The organism is Synechococcus sp. SynAce01 (assembly GCF_001885215.1).
Lineage (GTDB): Bacteria > Cyanobacteriota > Cyanobacteriia > PCC-6307 > Cyanobiaceae > Regnicoccus > Regnicoccus frigidus.
The window spans coordinates 414599-432552 of the sequence record NZ_CP018091.1 but is presented as its reverse complement, the minus strand read 5'-3'; the positions used below and the strand labels follow the sequence as shown (position 1 = coordinate 432552).

Below are 17954 nucleotides of genomic sequence, written 5' to 3'. Positions count from 1 at the left end.
CCATGCTGCAACATTCGCGCGAAGAGCGTTGAAAGGCCCCATCTCAGAGGCTGAGGGCTTCATCGGTCCGTAATCCCGCCTGAACACGCCAGAGGCTGGCGTAGACGCCTCCTCGCTGCAGTAGGTCTTCATGCTGGCCGCTCTCGATGATCCGGCCTGCCTCCAGCACCACAATGCGATCGGCGTGGCGCACGGTGCTCAACCGGTGGGCGATCACCAGGGTGGTGCGTTCGGCGGTGATCAGCTCCAGGGAGCGTTGGATCGCCGCCTCGGTTTCGTTGTCGACCGCCGCGGTGGCCTCATCGAGGATCAGCACGGGAGAGTTCTTCAAGATGGCCCTGGCCAGGGCGATGCGTTGCCGTTGCCCGCCCGAGAGGCGTTGGCCGCGCTCGCCCACCACGGTGTCGTAGCCCTCAGGGAGGGCGTCGATGAAGCCGCTGGCTTCAGCCAGCTGGGCGGCACGGGCTATCGCCGCCGGGGTGGCCCCAAAGCTGCCGTAGGCGATGTTTTCGGCCACGCTGCCGTGGAACAGGAACACCTCCTGACTCACCAGTCCGATCGCCCGCCGCAGGTCGTCGAGCCTGAGATCACGAATCGGCAACCCATCCAGCAGGATCTCGCCCTGATCCACCTCGTAGAGCCGCAGCAGCAACTTCACCAAGGTGCTCTTGCCCGAGCCGGTCGCCCCGACGATGCCGACGGTATGGCCAGCTGGAATGGTCAGGTTGAAGTTCTCAATCAATCCTTCGCGGCCGCCGTAGCCGAAGCTGACCTGGCGGAATTCCAGGCTTCCTCTGACCTCCTGCAGTGGCAAGGGTCGATCACCGCTTGGGATCGCCATTGGGGTGGCGAGCAAGTCGAGCACCCGGTCGCTGGAGGCCATCGCCCGCTGGTAGTCGTCGAGGGTGCGGCCCAGGGTGGTGAGCGGCCAGAGCAGCCGCTGGGTGATGAATACCAGAAAGCTGTAGCTGCCGATGGCAATCGTTCCTCGCCAGGCCTGCAGGCCGCCGATCACCAGGATCGCCACGAAGGCGAACAGAATCGCGAAACGGATCAGGGGAATGAAGCCGGCCGAGAGCTGGATCGCGCGGCGGTTGCTGCGCCGGTAGGCGTCGCTTAAGGAGCCGATCCGACCGAGTTCCCAGGCCTCTGCGGCGTAGCTCTTGATCGTCAGCATCCCGCCGAGATTGTTGACCAGGCTGCTGTTGAGATCACTGGCTTTCTCGCGCACGTCCCGGTAGCGGGGGGCTAAGCGTTTCTGAAAGATCACAGACCCCCAGAGAATCACCGGGATCGGCAGAAAGGCGACCCCGGCCACCCCTGGGGAGAGCACCGCCATCGCCGTGCCGACCGCCAGCACAGTGGTAACAAGCTGCAGCAGTTCGTTGGCGCCGTGGTCGAGAAACCGCTCCAGCTGGTTGATGTCGTCATTGAGGATGGCCAGCAGACGGCCGCTGCTGCCGGCCTCGAAGAAGGCCATCTCAAGGCGCTGGAGATGGTCGTAGGCCTCCAGGCGCAGCTCGTGTTGCACGGTCTGGGCGAGGTTGCGCCAGAGCAGCCCGTAGAGGTATTCGAACAGGGATTCAGCGCTCCAGATCAGGAACGAGAGCACCCCCAGCAGGGCCAGCTGGGAGGGAACACCACCGATACCGATCCCGGCGAGCCAGGAGTTCTGTTGTCTGGCCACCACATCGACCGCCAGGCCGATCAGCACCGGTGGGGCCAGGTCGAAGAGTTTGTTGAGCACCGAGCAGAGCGCCGCCAGCCAGACCAGACGCCTGTGGGGACGCAGCGTGGCCAGCAGACGCTGGAGGGCTGGAGAGGGTGGCGATGGGGCCATGGATGGGGTTGAGCGTTCGGCGGATGAAAGCCATTCAACCCGGCGCGTTGGCTTGTGTTTGAACTGAGCTGTTTCCCTTGGCCATTCCAGCTAGAACAAATGGGCTGCGATTGAGGCCATCGCCATGACACGCTCTCGCTCTTACAACCGCTCCCAGCGCTGGACAGCCAAACTTCGCCGCCGCTCCCTCAGAGCGGCCCTGCCCGAGCATCACGAAGGTGAAGCTTTGCTGCTGCAGCCGCCCGATCAGCTGCGCCGCCTGGCCGTTAGCCGCGAGCAGGATCACGAGCTGCTCGATCTGCTTGAAGGCGCTGTCTGAGGCTTGTGCCGCCAGGGACGCTGCGGGATCGATCAAGGATTGGGATCGATCCGAGTTTTCTGTCTGGGTGGTTCCTGGCTTTCGCTAAGGCTTTTCTTGGCTGGTCAGTTTCAACTTGCGCGCCTGCCTGCGGACGGTGGACATGTCCCAACAGAAGTTGAAAAAAATCTGGGAAGTGGCCCCAACACTGAAAAATTCAGCCATTGTTAGCAAATCCTAACTCTGCTAGCTGATCCAATGCCCGCCCCCGTTCCCTGGAGCCTGGCCTGGAGTGAGAGTGGCGAATTGGCGCTGGCCGATCGACTCGATCTCCTCCACACGTTGATTATGTCAGAAAGTCCTGACATTCAGCCCACACTGATCGCCTCACTCGAAGCCATCAGCCTCGAGGAGGTGTCCTCTCTTTGCACCGATGGCCTGACTGGAACATGCGCCTGATCCCAGGGATCACATGCGATAACGCGCGATCGCCCGCTCCCGGCAGGTGGATTGCGCTGAGGCCAGGTCAGAGCCCTGGTTGATCTGCTCCACGAAGCAGGAACAGGCGTAGGTGTTCATGCCGGGAGGCGCCACCTGCCTGGCGGCCTGGAAAGCCGCACTGAACCCGGCCAGGCAGAGCCTGGTCACGACCACGTCGTCTGATTGGGCCATGGCCTGATCAGGAACCAGGCCTGAAAAAGCCAGGCCAGCAACTGCTGCCAAGGCCGCGCTGCGCTGGAGCCACCAACAGCTGGGAGAAATCAACGTCAAGAGGGATTGGCTCACAGCCGCTGGCGAAGTCATGCGTCGGTCAGAGGGTCAACGAGGTTCAGCGCGTGAGGCGACTGATTTCCAGTTCCTTGTTCATCACCCGAAGGCGCCGCAGAGCATCGAAGACATCCTCAGGCATTCCCTGGGGCAGATCGATGGTGCTGTGGGTGTCAAAGATCTGGATTCGGCCGATGCTGCGTCCGGTGAGCCCGGACTCGTTGGCAATGGCTCCCACGATGTTGCCGGGCTTGACCCGATCACGCCAGCCCACCTCAATGCGAAAACGCTCCATGTTGGCGTCGGGAGTGTGGCCTCCTTCCTCGCGACCTTGTCGCTCGGGGCGACGACGGTCGCCACGGCGATCATCGCCGTCACGGGAGCGCTCCCTGTCACGTTGACCGCTGGACCGTTGCCAGTCTTCGTTGCCATGGACCAACAGTGGCTTCGTGCCGACCGCCAGTTGCAGGGCAGCGAGGGCCAGTTCATCTGGCGTGGCTTCGATCTCGCGACCCACCCGTTGCAGAATCTCGCTGAGCAGGGCCAATTCCTGTTCAGCAGCTCGCGGCGTCTTAACCAGGGCTGTGAGCTGCTGACGCAGCCTGTCGAGCCGGTTTTGGTTGATGTCGGCATTGGTGGGCACCTCCATCAAGTCGATCGGCTTGCCCACCGTGCGCTCCAAACCGGAGAGGAAACGCCTTTCCCTTGGTGTCAGGAACAGGATGGCGTCACCGCTGCGTCCGGCACGGCCGGTGCGACCGATCCGGTGGACGTAAGCCTCACTGTCGAAGGGAATGTCGTAGTTGATCACCAGGGTGATGCGCTCGACATCCAAGCCGCGGGCTGCCACATCGGTGGCCACCAGCACATTCACCTGACCGCTGCGCAGCCTCTCGACGGTGCGCTCGCGCTGGTTCTGGGGCACGTCTCCATTGAGGACGGCCACGTCGTAGCCATGCTGTTCAAGGGCTTCAGAGACCGCCAGGGTGATGGCCTTGGTGCGAGCAAAGATGATCACCCCTTCGCTGCTTTCGGCCTCAAGAACACGGGTCAGGGCTTCGAGTTTCTGGGATCCATTGACGACTAGATGGCGCTGACGAATGGTGCTCGATTCGGCCCCTTTTTGGCGGATGGTGACTTCAGCTGGATCCTTGAGATATTTGCGGGAGAGCCTGCGGATCTCCGAGGGCATTGTGGCGGAAAACAGCACCACTTGGCGCTGCTCAGGGAGTTGTTCAAGCACCCATTCGACGTCGTCGATGAAGCCCATCCGCAGCATCTCATCGGCTTCGTCGAGCACCAGGCTGCGAAGTCCGGAGAGGTCGAGCGTTCCCTGCCGCATGTGATCCATGACCCGGCCAGGTGTACCGACCACTACCTGAACACCACGCTTCAGCCTGACGATCTGATCACGGAAATCGGCGCCGCCGTAGATCGGCAGAATGCGCACCTGGGGCAGTTGGCTGGCGTAGGTGTTGAAGGCTTCGGCAACCTGCAGGGCGAGTTCCCGGGTGGGGGTGAGCACCAACACCTGGGGGGTGCGTTGGTTGGGATCCAGCCTGGAGAGCAGGGGCAGGGCAAAGGCGGCTGTCTTGCCGGTTCCTGTCTGGGCCTGGCCAACCAGATCGCGGCCGAGCATCAGCTCAGGGATGGCAGCCTTCTGAATCGGTGATGGAGTGGTGTAGCCGCAGAGAACAACAGCCTTAACGAGTTGCTCGCTGAGGCCGAAACAGGAGAAGCCGTTTTCGATCTCAACGTCGCCTTGGCCAGATTCAATGGTCTCAGGGGCCTCCGGAACATCCGGAGACTCTGGCGTTGCTGCTGGGCTGGTATCCAAGGGAGTGGCAGGAAGGGATGCAGGCAAATCAGAAATGGTGGTGTCAGGCTGCGGTTGGCTGGTGGCGTCCGAAGAGCACGCGAAGCTCTCGCACGCGGAAGGCTGCTGGGTCACGGAAAAAATTGACGAGGCTTAGGCCTGGGAGATCCTTCAACACAGGCCGGCAGTGATCCCAATCTCTGGCCGATTCGACCTGATGCAAGACTGCCTTGCCCTTTATCAAAGGGTGAGTAATCATTGTATCACTGATTACCCGCGGGTTGCGCTGAGCCCCGCAAAAGCGCATGGCTTTGAGGATTCCCTCACTTTTACGTCTGCTTCTGATGGCAACATTTCGGGTAGCCGAATCGAGATGGCCTTCCCGATTCCGGATGGCCTTCATGCGTCCGTGGGGCAGGGCCTGCTGATTGGAAGCTTTGAGTCCGAGCTGTTAACTCAGAAGTCTTGACTCAGAGCTGTTAACTCAGAACTGTTGACACCCGGCTGCTGACTCGGACCGCCGTTCAGCATGGCCTCAGTAGTCTGGAGCAGTTCTGGCGCCGGGTGCGTTGGACTGGTTGAACTCAGGCAAAGGCCGACGGAAGCCAGGCCTGGGCACGCGCCAGGCTGATTTCGGCAATCTTGTCGTGGGAATGCAGCCGTCTCTGGATCTGGTTGCTGCATGTCTGCCAGCCGGGTGGAGTGGCCGCAATGTCAAAGCAGGCCTCGGAGCGGTCGTCGAGCATGCGGCCGAGCGTGGCTTCGCCACCCTTTGGATCCGGAAGCAGGAGGTAGTAACGGATCATCGGGGTGCGTCGAGCAACCCGTTCAGTCTGTCCCATCAGCGCCGGAGAGCCTCCTTGGTTGCCTTGCTTTAGCAACCCTTGGGGTCCGGGCCTCTTCTCTGCCCGATCGGCTGCGATCTGATCGGTAGCAACGGCTTCATCCCGCCGGCAGCCTGGCACCAAGGATGCCTCACAGATCACTTTCTCGACCCATGCCCAGCGCGCAGCGTCTCTCCGCTTTTCAGACGATCCAGGATCGTCCGGCGGCGACAACGGCTCCCAATGCCCCTCTCCAGGACCTCTGGGCCCATGACGTTTTCGATCTAGCCAAGATGAAGGCGGCGTTGCCGAAGGAAGTTTTCAAGTCGGTACAGAAAACGATCAAGGAAGGCGGCAAGCTCGACGTTACGGTCGCCAACGTGGTGGCCCAGGCCATGAAGGAGTGGGCAACCGGCCGGGGCGCGCTTTATTACGCCCACGTTTTTTACCCACTGACCAACTGCACCGCTGAGAAGCACGACGGCTTCATTTCAGTTCAAGGTGACGGTTCGACCATTACCGAGTTCACCGGCAAGGTCCTGGTGCAAGGCGAACCCGATGGGTCATCCTTCCCCAACGGCGGTATTCGCTCCACGTTTGAGGCCCGGGGATACACCGCCTGGGACATCACCAGTCCTGCCTTCTTGATGGAAACCCCGAACGGGGTCACCTTTTGCATCCCCACGGTGTTCATCTCCTGGACAGGAGAAGCTCTTGACAAGAAAACCCCCTTGCTGCGCTCCAACGCGGCGATGAATCGCGAGGCCCAACGCCTGCTCAAATTGATCGGGTACCAAGACGTGGCCCCGGTCAATTCAAGCTGTGGCGCTGAGCAGGAATATTTCCTGGTCGACAGCGCTTTCGTTTCACTGCGTCCCGATCTCCTGCTGGCCGGCCGCACGTTGTTCGGCTCTCCGTCGGCCAAGGGGCAGCAGTTCGACGATCACTACTTCGGCGCCATCCCCCAACGGGTGCAGGTGTTCATGCAGGACGTCGAGCGCCAGATGTACACCCTCGGCATCCCCGCCAAGACACGCCACAACGAAGTGGCTCCAGGGCAGTTCGAGCTGGCTCCCTTCTTTGAGGCCGCCAACGTGGCCACTGACCACCAGCAGCTCACCATGACGTTGCTGAAAAATACGGCCCGCAAGCACGGCATGAACTGCCTGTTGCATGAGAAGCCGTTTGAGGGCATCAACGGCTCCGGTAAGCATGTCAACTGGTCCGTGGGCAATGCCACCCAGGGAAACCTGCTCGACCCCGGCGACACCCCCGACAAAAACATGCAGTTTCTGCTGTTTTGCGGGGCTGTGATTCGGGGCGTGCACCTCTATGGTCCGCTGCTGCGAGCCGTTGTCGCCACCGCGGGCAATGATCACCGCCTCGGGGCTAACGAGGCGCCGCCGGCGATCATTTCGGTCTATCTCGGCAGCCAACTCGAAGGGGTCTACAAGCAGATTCTCAACGGCGAAGTCACCAGTTCGGTTTCTGCCGGCCTGATGCAACTCGGTGTCGACACTCTGCCGGAATTCCCCAAAGATCCAGGCGATCGCAACCGCACCTCGCCCTTTGCCTTCACCGGCAACCGCTTCGAATTCCGCGCCGTCGGCTCCAACCAGTCAGTGGCTGGCCCGCTGGTGGCGATGAACACCATCCTGGCTGATTCGCTCCGTTTTATTTCTAGTGAAGTGGAGGCGAAAATAGCCGCTGGTGAATCGCTCGAAATCGCTGCAATCTCCGTCCTCAAGGGGATCATGGAGAAGCATGGCTCTGTTGTGTTCGGGGGAGATGGATACTCCAAGGAGTGGCACCACATGGCCGTTGAGGAGAGAGGGTTGGAGAACCTTCACAACACTGCCGAAGCTCTTTCCGTGCTGCAACGCCCTGATGTCCGCGAATTGTTTGCCAGTGAAGGGGTGCTGAGCCCTGTGGAGCTGGAAAGTCGCTTTGAGGTCTATGCCGAACAGTACGTTCTGGCGATCGAAGTGGAGGCCAAAGTTGCCCTGCAGATGGCACGCACCCAGATCTATCCAGCGGTGATGACCTACCTCGGTGATCTGGCCAATTCCCTGAATCATCAGGAAACCTTGGGCCTCTCCCCTGACAAGGCCTTGGCTGGCAAAATCTCCGGCCTTAGCCAGGAGCTGATGCAGGCCTGCGCGGCCCTAGAGAGCGCGATCGGCTCTTCTCCCCATGGCGAGGTTCAAGCCCACATGGATTACTGCGCCAACACCCTTCTGCCCCTGATGGACACCCTCCGGACATCCGTGGACAGCTTGGAGACGTTGGTTGACGACTCCGTCTGGCCCCTGCCCACCTACCAGGAGCTGCTGTTTTTCCGCTGATTCATTCCGCCTCTGCCCTCTAAGCCAGGAGTTCAGGCAGCCAGCCTGGATCCTGGGGGGTGACCAAGACAACCTCCTGCCTGGCCCGGGTCAATCCGGTGTAAAGGCCACGCCACTCCCCGACCTCTGAGCGGGGCACCACAAGGCCCACAGCGGCATATTCGCTGCCCTGGGCCTTGTGGATGGTCAGGGCGAAGGCGGCTTCCGCCCCCTCCAGCAGGGCCGGGTGAACCAGCCGCAGGTCTTGTTGATTGTTGCCGCCCAGCCCTGGGAACAGCACTGCTCGGCCTGTGGCTGTTGCCACGACCACGCCGACATCGCCATTGGCCAGATCCTCGCCGGGCTGGTTGCGGGTGCAAAGAACCGGCGTGCCGATTGGCCAGGAGGCGGCACCTCGCCCGCCCTGGTCTTCGAGCAGCAGCCGATTGAGTTCTTCTGTACCCCAGGGGCCTCGCCGCAGGGGCGAGAGCACCACGAAGGCCTCCAACTGCAGCAGCAGGGCCGTTCCTGCTGCAGCGCTGCCAGGGCTTTCTGGGCTGAAAGCCCTGGCGCGTTGGCCCAGCTCCTCCCGCTGCGCTCGCATGCGCACCTTGAGTTCAGCCGGCAGCCTGGGGGGCGCGCAGCGCAGCCAGGAGATGTTGTCGTTGGCTCCCAGCTGCTCGAGTTGATCGAGCACGGCCTGGCGATCCCCTTGGCGCAGCCGATTGGCAACGGCGGCGATCGCACCCTGATTGCGGTAGGTGGTGGTGAGTGTGATGGCGGCCTCGCCAAGCCCACGGCGTTGCTCCGGCTGATCTAATGCGCAGAGGATGGCCCCTGGTCCGACTGGCCGGAGCTGGTCTGGATCTCCCACCAGCAGCAGCTGGGCTTGCTCCGGCAGGGCTTCGAGCAGGGCGCTGGCCAGGGTCAGATCCAGCATCGACACCTCATCCACTACCACCAGATCCAAGGCCAAAGGGTGCTGGCGATGGCGGCCGAAGCGTTCCCCCTGGCTCTCCAGCAAGCGATGCAGGGTGGTGCAGGGAAGGCCAGCCAGCTGGCCCGCCAACGTCTCTGGCAAAGAGGCGGAGCGGCTGTCGATCGCCTGTTTGAGCCGTGCCGCCGCTTTTCCTGTTGGGGCAGATAAGTGAACGCGCAGCTGGGGCCTGAGGCTGAGAACCGCGGCCAGCATCTGCACCACCGTGGCGGTTTTTCCCGTGCCCGGACCGCCGCCAAGCAGGACGAAGCGATGCTTCAGCAGCCCCTGCACGGCCTGTCGCTGCTGCTGATCTAGGCCACCGCGGCGGACGGCTGCCTCCACGGCTTCCTGTTGCGCGTCGTCCGCAATCGGTTCCGCCAGCCCGGCCTGGGCCCGTTGCTCCAGCTCGGCCAGCAGGGTCTGCAGCTGCTGTTGCCACAGGCGCCAGCCCACCCCCTGGCCGGTGCGCAGCAGTGGCGGCAGCGCTCCGGTGGCGGCGTTGCATTCCTGGGCCAGTCCAGATCGCTCCAGGGCGTCGCTGTGGCCCTGGGGCCAGGCGGCGGCTGTCACCCCCTCCGGCGGCGGTCCCTGCAGAGACAGCTCCAGTTCCCCCCGTTCCAGGGCGCCCGTCAGGGCGACGATCAGCTCGCGCACAAGCGGATCGGGCTGGACGCCGTAGAGCCGGGGCAGCGCCTCGGCCAAGGCGTCTGCCAACGGCCCCAGCCAGGGACGGGACTGGGGTGATGGAGCTGGAGAATGGGAAGAGCTGGTCATGGCTGCCCTTCGCGCAGCAGGGTGTCGAGTGCTGCGAGCCTGGCCAGATCAACCGTTTCAACCAGCATTCCTGGGATCGACTGAGCCACCATCGCGGCCTGGGGGCCGGGCACCCCCCGCAGAAACACGTAGAGGTAGCCACCGAGGTGTTGCTCGGCCTGGTAACCAGGCTGCCGCCAGCGCAGGTAGCGATCCAGGGCCACCAGGTAGAGATGGCCTTGCAGCAGGTAGTGGTTGGCGACCATCAGCCCCTCCATGGCGGCCTGGCCATAGTGCTGCGGCCCGCAGGCCAGGGGTTGGCCGGCCCCATCGCGCACGCCGAGCCAGTTGCTCTTCCAGTCGGCCACCCACCAGCGTTCCTGGCCGCTGGGATCGGGGGCGGTGAAGATCAGATCCATCGATCCGGTGAGGAAGCCGCGGCTGGCCACCTCCAGGCTCGCCAGTTGATCGCCGTAGCCCTCGCCGCCACGGCAGGGGTGATCCCGGAACACCCGGGCCAGGCCGGCGGCCCGGACCAGTTGCCCTGGCCCACCGGCCAGGGGGAGGTCGAAGTTCATTTCATTGAGCCGCCGGCTCACCGGCAGCCCGGAGAGCTGGAAATCGCCGAGGGCACCGCCCACCGGAGTGAGACGCAGCTGATCGAGAAAGCTCAGAACAGCTTCGTGGTGCTCAGCCCCGATGCCGGCTCGCTGTAGCTCAAGCTCCACCTGCTGGTTGTTGCCTGGATCGGCGGCCGGGAGCTGGTGATCCACCCGCTCGAGAATGCGGTGCAGGCAATCGCCGGCCGAGGCTCCGCGAGGGAAGAAGGCGAGGGGCCCCAGCGCAGACCAGCCATCGGCCGGCGAGGGTTGTTGCTCATCGGCCAGGGCCGATTCCTCCCCTGCCTGGCTTTCTGCGCTGGTGATCGCATCGGTGTCACGGCCCTCCTCCAGGTTGGGGGGGATGAGGCCAGCGGCGGCCCCCTGGGCCGAGGAGGCGCCGTGGGTCCAGCTGGAATAGCTGCTGCGACCCCAGCCGCTGGCGAGGGGGCGCTCGGGGATCGGGCCAGTGGCGGGACTCCCAATCTGGGCCGGAGGCTGCCAGCGCTGTCTCTTGTGCGCCTCCGTTGGCAAGGCGATCTGCTGCAGGGAGTCCAGCCCCTTGCGGCCACAGGCCCGCTGATCGACGAGCCAGGGCTCCAGCGGGTTGGACTGCTGGTCTTTGGCGGGTCCGTAGCCCAGGATCAGCAGCTCCATCGCCCGGGTGGCGGCCACGTAGGCCAGCCGTTCGGCTTCCTCACGCCTGGCCTGATCGGCGGCAGTCTGGGCGGCGAGCCCCGGGCCCCAGTGGGGATTGCGATGGGGCCAGGCGTTGTTGTTGCTGCGGCTGCTGCCGCTGGTCGGGGCCTGCCAGAGATACGGGCAGATCACCACAGGAAACTCCAGGCCCTTGCTGCGGTGCATGGTCACGATGGCCACGGCCGACTGGACTGCGGCGCTGTTGGGTTGGTGGTTCTGCGGTGGGCTCAGGGGTGGATGGTGCCGCCGTCGCCGCAGCCAGTCGGCGGTAGCGGCGGCGCTCAGGCGCTCCTGGTGCATGCGTTCTTGGACCAGCTCGGCGCCCTGCTGCAGGTCGGCGAGGAGCCTGCCGCTGAGCACGATTCCGGCCATGACCTCGGGACTGATCAGTTCCCCGAGGGCCGCCAGCAGGCCGCGGTTGGTGGCGATGGCGCTCAACCGGACCAGCCGCTCCGCCAGCGACTCCCAGGCGCTGGCCGGTGCCTGGGCGATCGTTTCGGCGCTCCAGCCCAGCAGGGGCGAGGCGGCCAGCAAGCGCCGCCGCCGTTCGCTGCCCGGTTCGGCAAGGACATCAAGCAACCGTTGCAGCACCGCTGCTCCTTCGCTCTGGAACAGATCGGCCTTGCTCACCAGCCGGCTGGCGATGCCCCGTTGCTCGAGGGCCTGGCGCAGCAATTCGGCCTGGGTGTGGCGGCTCACCAGCAGGCAGATGTCCTCCGGCAGCAGGCCGCGCCGCTGGTCGCCCTCGCGCACCTCGATGCCCCGTTCCAGTAATTCCAGAACAAGCCTCCCGATCTGCTCGGGCAGCCCCCGCTCCAGCTCGCTGCGCGATCCCTCCCCCAGCCAGAGCAGTTGCAGGGGGGAGTTGCCTGGGGGCAGGGTCAGCTGGAGGCCGCCGCTGCGCTGGGCCACCACCGCCGGCACGCGCAGGCCGGAGCGCACCAGGCCGGGCTCCATCAGCCGGTTGAGGCTCTCCACCAAAGCCGTTGAGGAGCGAAAGTTCTGGCGCAGGGCGACCACCCTCTCGGTGGAGTGGCGCACGGCCTGGTAGGTGCCCAGATCTCCGCCGCGGAAGCCGTAGATCGCCTGCTTCGGATCTCCCACCATCACCAGCAGGTGACGGTCCGGGCAGCTGAAGGCCTGGCGCAGGATGCGCCACTGCAGTGGATCGGTGTCCTGGAATTCGTCGATCAGCCCCACCTGGTAGCGCCCCCCGATCGCGGCGATCAGTTCGCCGTGCTCCTGGCCTTCGGGGCCGGGATCGAGGGCGGTGAGCAGATCCCCGAACCCCATCCGGCCGCTGCGCTGGCGCCGCTGGCGCAGTTCGCGCACAGCCCAGTGGGCGAAGTGCAGCTGGGCGGCCTCGGCAGGTCCATCCACCAGGGCCGCCACCGCCTCCATCAGGGGCCGCTCTGGCAGGGACACCTCAGGGCCTTCCCAGGGGCTCGCTGCCTTGGTGAACGGCCCCGGGTGGAAATAGGTCTTGAGGGGGTTGTCGCCTGCCACCAGCGCGGCATAGGTGTCCCCGCCCTGGGCGTGGCTCCCAGCTGTCGCCTGGGCCTTCAGCCAGGCCGAAACCGCTTGGTGACGGTCGTTCCTGGGCTTGGCCGGGTAGGTCTTATCGCTTCGGGCTCCCAGCGAAATCCAGTGGACGGGGGCCTCTTTCAAGGCGGCGTAAAGGAGCTCGCCCCGTTGCTGCCACTGTTCGCAGAACCGGGGCCATAGCTCGCTCCAGTAGGCCGTGAGCTGATCGCCCAACGGCTGATCGGCCACGAAGCCTGGCGGCAGGGCGGGCAGGGCCAGGGCTGGATTGTCTTCCAGTTTGCTGAGCCGCTGCCGCAGCTGGTTCAGGCCCAGGCCCTGGCGCTTGAGACCCTCCAGCCAATGGGCCGGCAACGGCAGAACCTGTTGCTGCCAGTAGTCGTGGCAGGTCTGCTCGATCAGTCGGTTGGCATCGGATTCGAGCTCCAACTCCGGTCCCAGGCCGGCCTCCAGGGCGTGGCGGCGCAGGGTGCGGTGGCAGAAGCCATGGATGGTGGTGATGTCAGCGGCATCGAGGTCTTCAAGGGCGAGTAGCAGGCGGGCCCGCAGTTGTTTGGTTGCCTGCTCAGACCCCGGGCCCGTCCCTGCCCGCTGGTCCAGCCATTCGCCGAGTACGCCATCGCCGCTGGGGCGCTGGCTCGCCGCAGCTGGCTCCAGGCCGCGTAGGGCCTGCTCCAGGCGCCGCCCGATCCTGTCCTTGAGCTCGGCGGCGGCCACCTCGGTGAAGGTGACCACCAGCAGTTCGCGCAGGGGCAAACCCCGCTCCGCCACCAGCCGCAGCACCAGGTGGGCCAGGGCGAAGGTCTTGCCGGTGCCGGCGCTGGCCTCCAGCAGCACGACACCGGTCCCAAGGGGCAGCTGGTTGGGCTGGAAGTCGGAGCCTGGATCCTGATGGCCCCGATCGTTGCTGGCCTGGGCCACTTCGGTTGTCATGGCCTGCTCCCCAGCTCAAGCAGGGGAGTGTGCAGCGCCGTGGTCAGGTCTGTGAAGGGACCAAACCTTCCCTCCTGCAGCTCATCAAACGGGGTGCTGGATCCGAAGCAGAGGGCCATGACCTCCTCCTCCCGCTCGGCGTGGCCGCCGAAATCGCTGCCCTCCCATTCCGTGCGTGCCTTGGCGGCTCCGCTGCCGGGTTTCTTCCACTCCGCGGCGGCATAGGCCCAGCCGCTGCTGGGCGGCACCGGCCAGCAGCACGGCCGGTGCTGTCGCTGCCACTCCAGCCATTGCTGGAGGTGTGCGCTGGCGTCGGCAGGGCTCGGGGCCCGCAACCGCTCCTGCTCCTTGAAGCTGTTCTGATCGCGGGCGATGAGCACGGCCTCCGCTCCAGGGGCGCCAGCGGCGATGGCCAGCAGCCACTGCAGTGTCAGCTCCAGCCTGTGGCCGGCACGGGCCTGTTTGGTCTGGAGCAGAACCAAACGCTGGCCGTGCCAGCACACGGTTGCTTCCATGGCGTCCTCCCGATCGCTGCTCAGGCCAGGCCAGTGGTGGGTTTCGAGGCGGGCTTCTCCAAAGCTGGCGAGCAGCTCCCCCAGGGAAGTCCAGCGCTGATCGAGGACTTGCCGCTCCAGTTCGGCGCCGGCGTGGGGCGGCAGCAGGCCGCGCCCGGCGGTGAGCTCGCTCCAGTCAGGTGGATCGGCTGGCATGGGCGAACCGGCTTCGGTCAAGGCCTGCCGCAACAAAGTGGCCCGCTGCCGCTCGCTGAGTTCAAGATCCTCCAGATCCTCGATCGGCTCCACCCATTCCCGCGGCCGCAGGCCGAGCTGCTTGAGCCACTCCCCCTGGGGAGCCACCAGCCAGTCGCGCAGGGCCTGGTAGGTCTCGGCCGCGGGGAGTGACCGGTTCGGTGGCGCCTCGCTCTGGCCACCGCGACAGGCGAGTGGGGCCGCCGGAGTCAGCCGCGGCCCGCTTCCAGCCCGGCGCCCCTCGGGCTGCTCCAGCCGTTCGAGCGCCCGGAGCAGACGCCGATCACAGCTGGCCGGAGCCCGTCCGTGGCTGGGCAGGAAGTTCTGGCGATCGAGGGGATTGGCCCGGTGGGCGATCACCAGATCCGCCGCTGCTTGCTCGCCGAGTTCGCTGCGCAGCAGCTCCAGCCATTGGCGAATCGGTGCCGCAGGCGGCAGCTGCTCTCCACTGTGTTCATCGCGGCAGTTCCAGAACAGCAGCAGGTTGTCCCGGGCCGAGAGCAGGGCCTCCATCAGCACGTAGCGGTCCTGATCGGCCGTGCTGGGATCACCGAGCCGCCGCTGCTTCTCCATCAGGTGAAAGCCGGGGCGCTGGCGTAGGCGCGGGAAGCTGCCGGCATCAAGGCCGATCAGGGCGATCACCCGGTAGGGGATGGCGCGCATCGGCTCAAGAGCACTCACCGTCAAGGCCCCGCTGCGGTGGCCGAAGCGGCCGCTGTCGGCGGAGAGCCGCTCTTCCAGCACGGCCGCCACCACCGGGGCGGTGAGCTGCAGCGTGCAGCTGCCGGCGCACAACGTCCACTCAGCGATTGCTTCGCGGATCAGCTGCAGCTCCCAGCCCCGCTCGCCGCCATCGCCGAACAGACGGCTGAGCAGGAGGGGCAAACGCTCCGCCCAGGCGCCGCTGCTGCGGGCCGTGTCCAGTTCGGTGAGCACCTGCTGCAGGCTGGTGAGCAGATGGATCCAGCGGCCGATCCGCTCGATCGCACCGCCCAGCTGATGCGGCGCACAGCCCCCGGCGGCCACACCGGGCCGATCGGGTAGCACCAGGCCAAGCAGGAGCCTGTCGATCGCCCAGGCCAGGCTGTGGCTGGCATCGCCGCTGCGCTGGCCCGCCGCCAGACCCCAGCGGAAGCCACAGGCCTGCAGAACCCCATTGAGCTCAGCGGCTTCGGCGGCATCAAGCTGGAAGTGCTCCTGCAGCGGGGCGCTCTCCAGCAGAGCCTGGAAGGCCGAGGCGGTGAGGCGTTCACCTCCGAGCTTCAGCAGTTGCAGCAGGGCTGCGGCGATGCCGGCCTCACTCTGTTGGCTGCGGTCGGTCAGCCGCCAGGGCAGCAGCACGCCGGTGGCTTCGGCGTCGCCGAAGACGGCGGCGAGCAACGGGGCCAGTCGATCCACATCCGGCGTCATCACCAGGATGTGGCGTGGTTCGAGGCTGGCGTCAGTCGCCATCAGTTGCAGCAGCCTGTCGCGCACGATCTGCACCTGGCGCAGCCGGCCCGGGCAGGGATGGAACTCCAGCGACTGATCTCCTGGCTCCAGCTTCAGGGGCTGGTGTGGCTCCGTGTCAACCATTTGCTCCTGGAGTTGCTCCAGCAGATCGGGACGGCGGGCCTGCTCGCTCGCTGCCGTCGCCGGCAGAAAAAACAGATCGCGCTCGCTGGAGCGGCCCAGCTGGGCTTCGCCGGTTCCCTCAAGGAGCTGTTGGAACTCGCCGCCGAGCCGGCCGAAGCGGGCCTCCAGGCCGGGGGCCTGCTCCACCCAGTCGAGCGCGAAGGGCTCCGCCAAGGCGATCGCATCACTGAGTTCGCGGCGCCGGTTCCGGCAGCGTTGCCATAGGTCGCGGCAGGGCGTGAGCAGGTAGAGATCCACCGGCAGGGTGCCGGCGAGGGCTTGCAGCAGTTGCACCTGAAGCGGGGCGCTGCTGCTGAGGCCGAACAGGCGCAGGGGGCCGACCAGTCCGTCGGTGTGGGCGGTGCCTTGGCCCAGCCGTTCGATGGCCTCGATCACCCGCAGCCCAAATGGCTTCACCCCGAGGCGGTCATGGAGGCGGCGGAAGAGCAGGGGCTGCCAGCCCTGCAGGGGCGGCAGGGCACCGCCGCGGTCGCCATGGTCAAGGCCCTGCAGCCAGGCCGATTCGAGGTCCGGGCGATAGAGGCTGAGGTCGTCGAAGGAATCGGCAATCGCCCGACCCAGTTGCCAGAGCGGCCCGTCGAGGGCCTGCCGGTCCGATCGCCCTTCGAGCCAGCGGGCCAGCAGGGCGGCGCTGTCGCTTGCCACCAGTTCGGGCAGGAGCTCCAGCAGTGGCCAGACCAGGTTGGTGGCACGCCAGGGATCGGCCCCGCCGGGATCGTCGCCCAGCAGATGGTTGACGATCTGGCGGAGGTGGCTGCCGGGAAAGGGAAAGCGCAGGTTGGCGGCGATGCCGCCCAGTTCGACGGCCAGCTGTTCGCCCAGCCAGCGACTGGTGGGCCAGGTGTTGACTACCACCTGCACCGTCTCCCAGGGGCCAGGCGGATCGAGAAGCAGTTGCTGGGCCAGCACGCTGGCAAGGAATTCGGCCCGGTTGCTGCGGAAGACCGTCAGCAACGGCCTGAGGTCAGAAGCCGCCCACGCCGGTCGGCGTTGGGATCGAAAGCGGCCAGTTCGTTGCGTTCGACCTGTTCGCTGCCGGGCACGCTCAAGCTGGCGCCGGTTTCAGGGCAATAGGCGGTGAGCCGGCCGCCGTAACAGGCGCCGGTGTCGACCATGACGATGGCGTTTTGGAGCCGTTTCACCTCCTGTTGGGGCGTGTGGCCGATGATCACTGTTCCGTACCTGCCGTCGTAGGCCTCCCAGAAGCGGGAGCGAATGCCCAGATCAGGCGCCCAGGTGAGCGGGTCAAAGCCCGCGTGGGTCGCCACCCAGCCGTCGCCCCAGTAGGCACGGGGCAAGCTGGTCAGTCGGCTGCTCCAGAGCGCACACTGCCGGTTTCCCAGTTGGCGGAAGGTGTCGGATCCGGCCAGCTCGGAATTGGCCAGGCCTCCACCGCGCTCCAGGGCGCAGAGCAGCCGCTGCTCATGGTTGCCGCGCAGCCAGACGGCCCTGCCGCTGCAGACCAGATTCCAGCCCAGCTGCATCGACCGCTCGATCTCGGGGCCGCGATTGATCAGATCACCACAAAGAATGATCCGGTCCTGGATCGGGAGCCTGGCAATCAGGGCTTGCAGCGAGCGGGCGCATCCATGCACATCCCCGATCACCCAGTGATGAAGCCTTTGCGTCGGGAACGCCATCAAAAATGCGCGTTAGCTGGTGTCGCGCTCGTTCATTCTCGCCCTTCGATCGCCCTTCTGTCTGCCCAGAGCGTCTCAGCCTCTGTTCGGCGCTGGTACTACGTTTCAATCCCCTTCGTTGCGGGCCGATGGATCCTGCTTCCCTGCCCGTCTCCCAGAAGGTCCAGTTGCTGGTCAAGGCGCTGAATGGCGCAAAACGCACCAATGAAGCCCTGGCCGCCTGTGCCGACGGGGAGGCCATGGTGGAGGTGCTGCTTGAGGCTTCCGCCAAGCTCGGCCTGCGCTTGAGCCGGGCCGACCTGCTCGCCACCCCGCCGATCCGTGACTGGGTCTGGTGGAAGAACAAGGAAGCGCTGTTGACGATCGGTGATCAACGGCCCCGCCATCAGCAGGACGGCCGAGACCAGAAGAAGGAGTCAGAAGCTGAAGGCCGCCGCCGCTTTCTGGGCTTGTTCTGAGGGGCTTGCGCTGAAGAAAGTGACGGCGCAGCCACCGGATTTCATGAATCTCTTCAGGAATTCCAGGGGATCTGGAGTCTCGAGCCGCCCTGGGATC

The 17954-nt window shown here is 65.4% G+C and carries 12 protein-coding genes; 4 read left to right on the top strand and 8 right to left on the bottom strand.

Annotated features, from left to right (window positions below; translation table 11 throughout):
• Positions 1–43: 43 nt before the first annotated feature.
• Positions 44–1840, bottom strand: a complete 1797-nt coding sequence (locus tag BM449_RS02280; RefSeq protein ID WP_071799907.1) for an ABC transporter ATP-binding protein — start codon at positions 1838–1840, stop codon at positions 44–46.
• Between the two features lie 124 nt (positions 1841–1964).
• On the opposite strand from BM449_RS02280, the gene BM449_RS02275 reads away from it, so the two are divergent.
• Both BM449_RS02275 and BM449_RS02270 read left to right on the top strand, forming a co-directional pair.
• Positions 1965–2159: a hypothetical protein gene (locus BM449_RS02275; RefSeq protein ID WP_071799906.1), complete on the top strand. Its 195-nt coding sequence runs from the start codon at positions 1965–1967 to the stop codon at positions 2157–2159.
• Positions 2160–2396: 237 nt separating this feature from the next.
• Positions 2397–2597 carry a hypothetical protein gene (locus BM449_RS02270; RefSeq protein WP_071799905.1) on the top strand — a complete coding sequence of 67 codons (201 nt, stop codon included), beginning with the start codon at positions 2397–2399 and terminating at the stop codon, positions 2595–2597.
• 9 nt (positions 2598–2606) lie between these two features.
• Here the strand turns inward: BM449_RS02270 and BM449_RS02265 are convergent, their stop codons facing one another.
• The 3 genes from BM449_RS02265 to BM449_RS02250 form a co-directional block, all read right to left on the bottom strand.
• Positions 2607–2861 (bottom strand): hypothetical protein, encoded by a 255-nt coding sequence (locus BM449_RS02265; protein ID WP_145536636.1) that lies wholly within the window; start codon positions 2859–2861, stop codon positions 2607–2609.
• A 106-nt stretch (positions 2862–2967) separates the two neighbouring features.
• Positions 2968–4683: a DEAD/DEAH box helicase gene (locus BM449_RS02260; protein WP_233831215.1), complete on the bottom strand. Its 1716-nt coding sequence runs from the start codon at positions 4681–4683 to the stop codon at positions 2968–2970.
• 623 nt (positions 4684–5306) lie between these two features.
• Positions 5307–5564: a hypothetical protein gene (locus tag BM449_RS02250; protein ID WP_162922832.1), complete on the bottom strand. Its 258-nt coding sequence runs from the start codon at positions 5562–5564 to the stop codon at positions 5307–5309.
• A gap of 155 nt (positions 5565–5719) precedes the next feature.
• Between BM449_RS02250 and BM449_RS02245 the strand changes: the two genes are divergently transcribed.
• Positions 5720–7891 carry a glutamine synthetase III gene (locus BM449_RS02245; RefSeq protein ID WP_071799901.1) on the top strand — a complete coding sequence of 724 codons (2172 nt, stop codon included), beginning with the start codon at positions 5720–5722 and terminating at the stop codon, positions 7889–7891.
• 19 nt (positions 7892–7910) lie between these two features.
• Here the strand turns inward: BM449_RS02245 and BM449_RS02240 are convergent, their stop codons facing one another.
• The 4 genes from BM449_RS02240 to BM449_RS02225 are packed head-to-tail and all read right to left on the bottom strand — an operon-like array spanning position 7911 to position 17399.
• Positions 7911–9623 (bottom strand): AAA family ATPase, encoded by a 1713-nt coding sequence (locus tag BM449_RS02240; RefSeq protein WP_071799900.1) that lies wholly within the window; start codon positions 9621–9623, stop codon positions 7911–7913.
• Positions 9620–13375 carry a UvrD-helicase domain-containing protein gene (locus BM449_RS02235; RefSeq protein ID WP_071799899.1) on the bottom strand — a complete coding sequence of 1252 codons (3756 nt, stop codon included), beginning with the start codon at positions 13373–13375 and terminating at the stop codon, positions 9620–9622. Before BM449_RS02235 ends, BM449_RS02240 begins: the two co-directional genes overlap by 4 nt.
• Complete coding sequence (locus BM449_RS02230; RefSeq protein ID WP_071799898.1) at positions 13372–16713, bottom strand: exodeoxyribonuclease V subunit gamma; 3342 nt, start codon at positions 16711–16713, stop codon at positions 13372–13374. Before BM449_RS02230 ends, BM449_RS02235 begins: the two co-directional genes overlap by 4 nt.
• Positions 16707–17399, bottom strand: a complete 693-nt coding sequence (locus BM449_RS02225; protein WP_071799897.1) for a metallophosphoesterase — start codon at positions 17397–17399, stop codon at positions 16707–16709. Before BM449_RS02225 ends, BM449_RS02230 begins: the two co-directional genes overlap by 7 nt.
• Before the next feature lie 128 nt (positions 17400–17527).
• Here BM449_RS02225 and BM449_RS02220 point away from each other — a divergent pair, with 128 nt between their 5' ends.
• Positions 17528–17857: a hypothetical protein gene (locus BM449_RS02220; RefSeq protein WP_071799896.1), complete on the top strand. Its 330-nt coding sequence runs from the start codon at positions 17528–17530 to the stop codon at positions 17855–17857.
• Positions 17858–17954 lie beyond the last annotated feature (97 nt).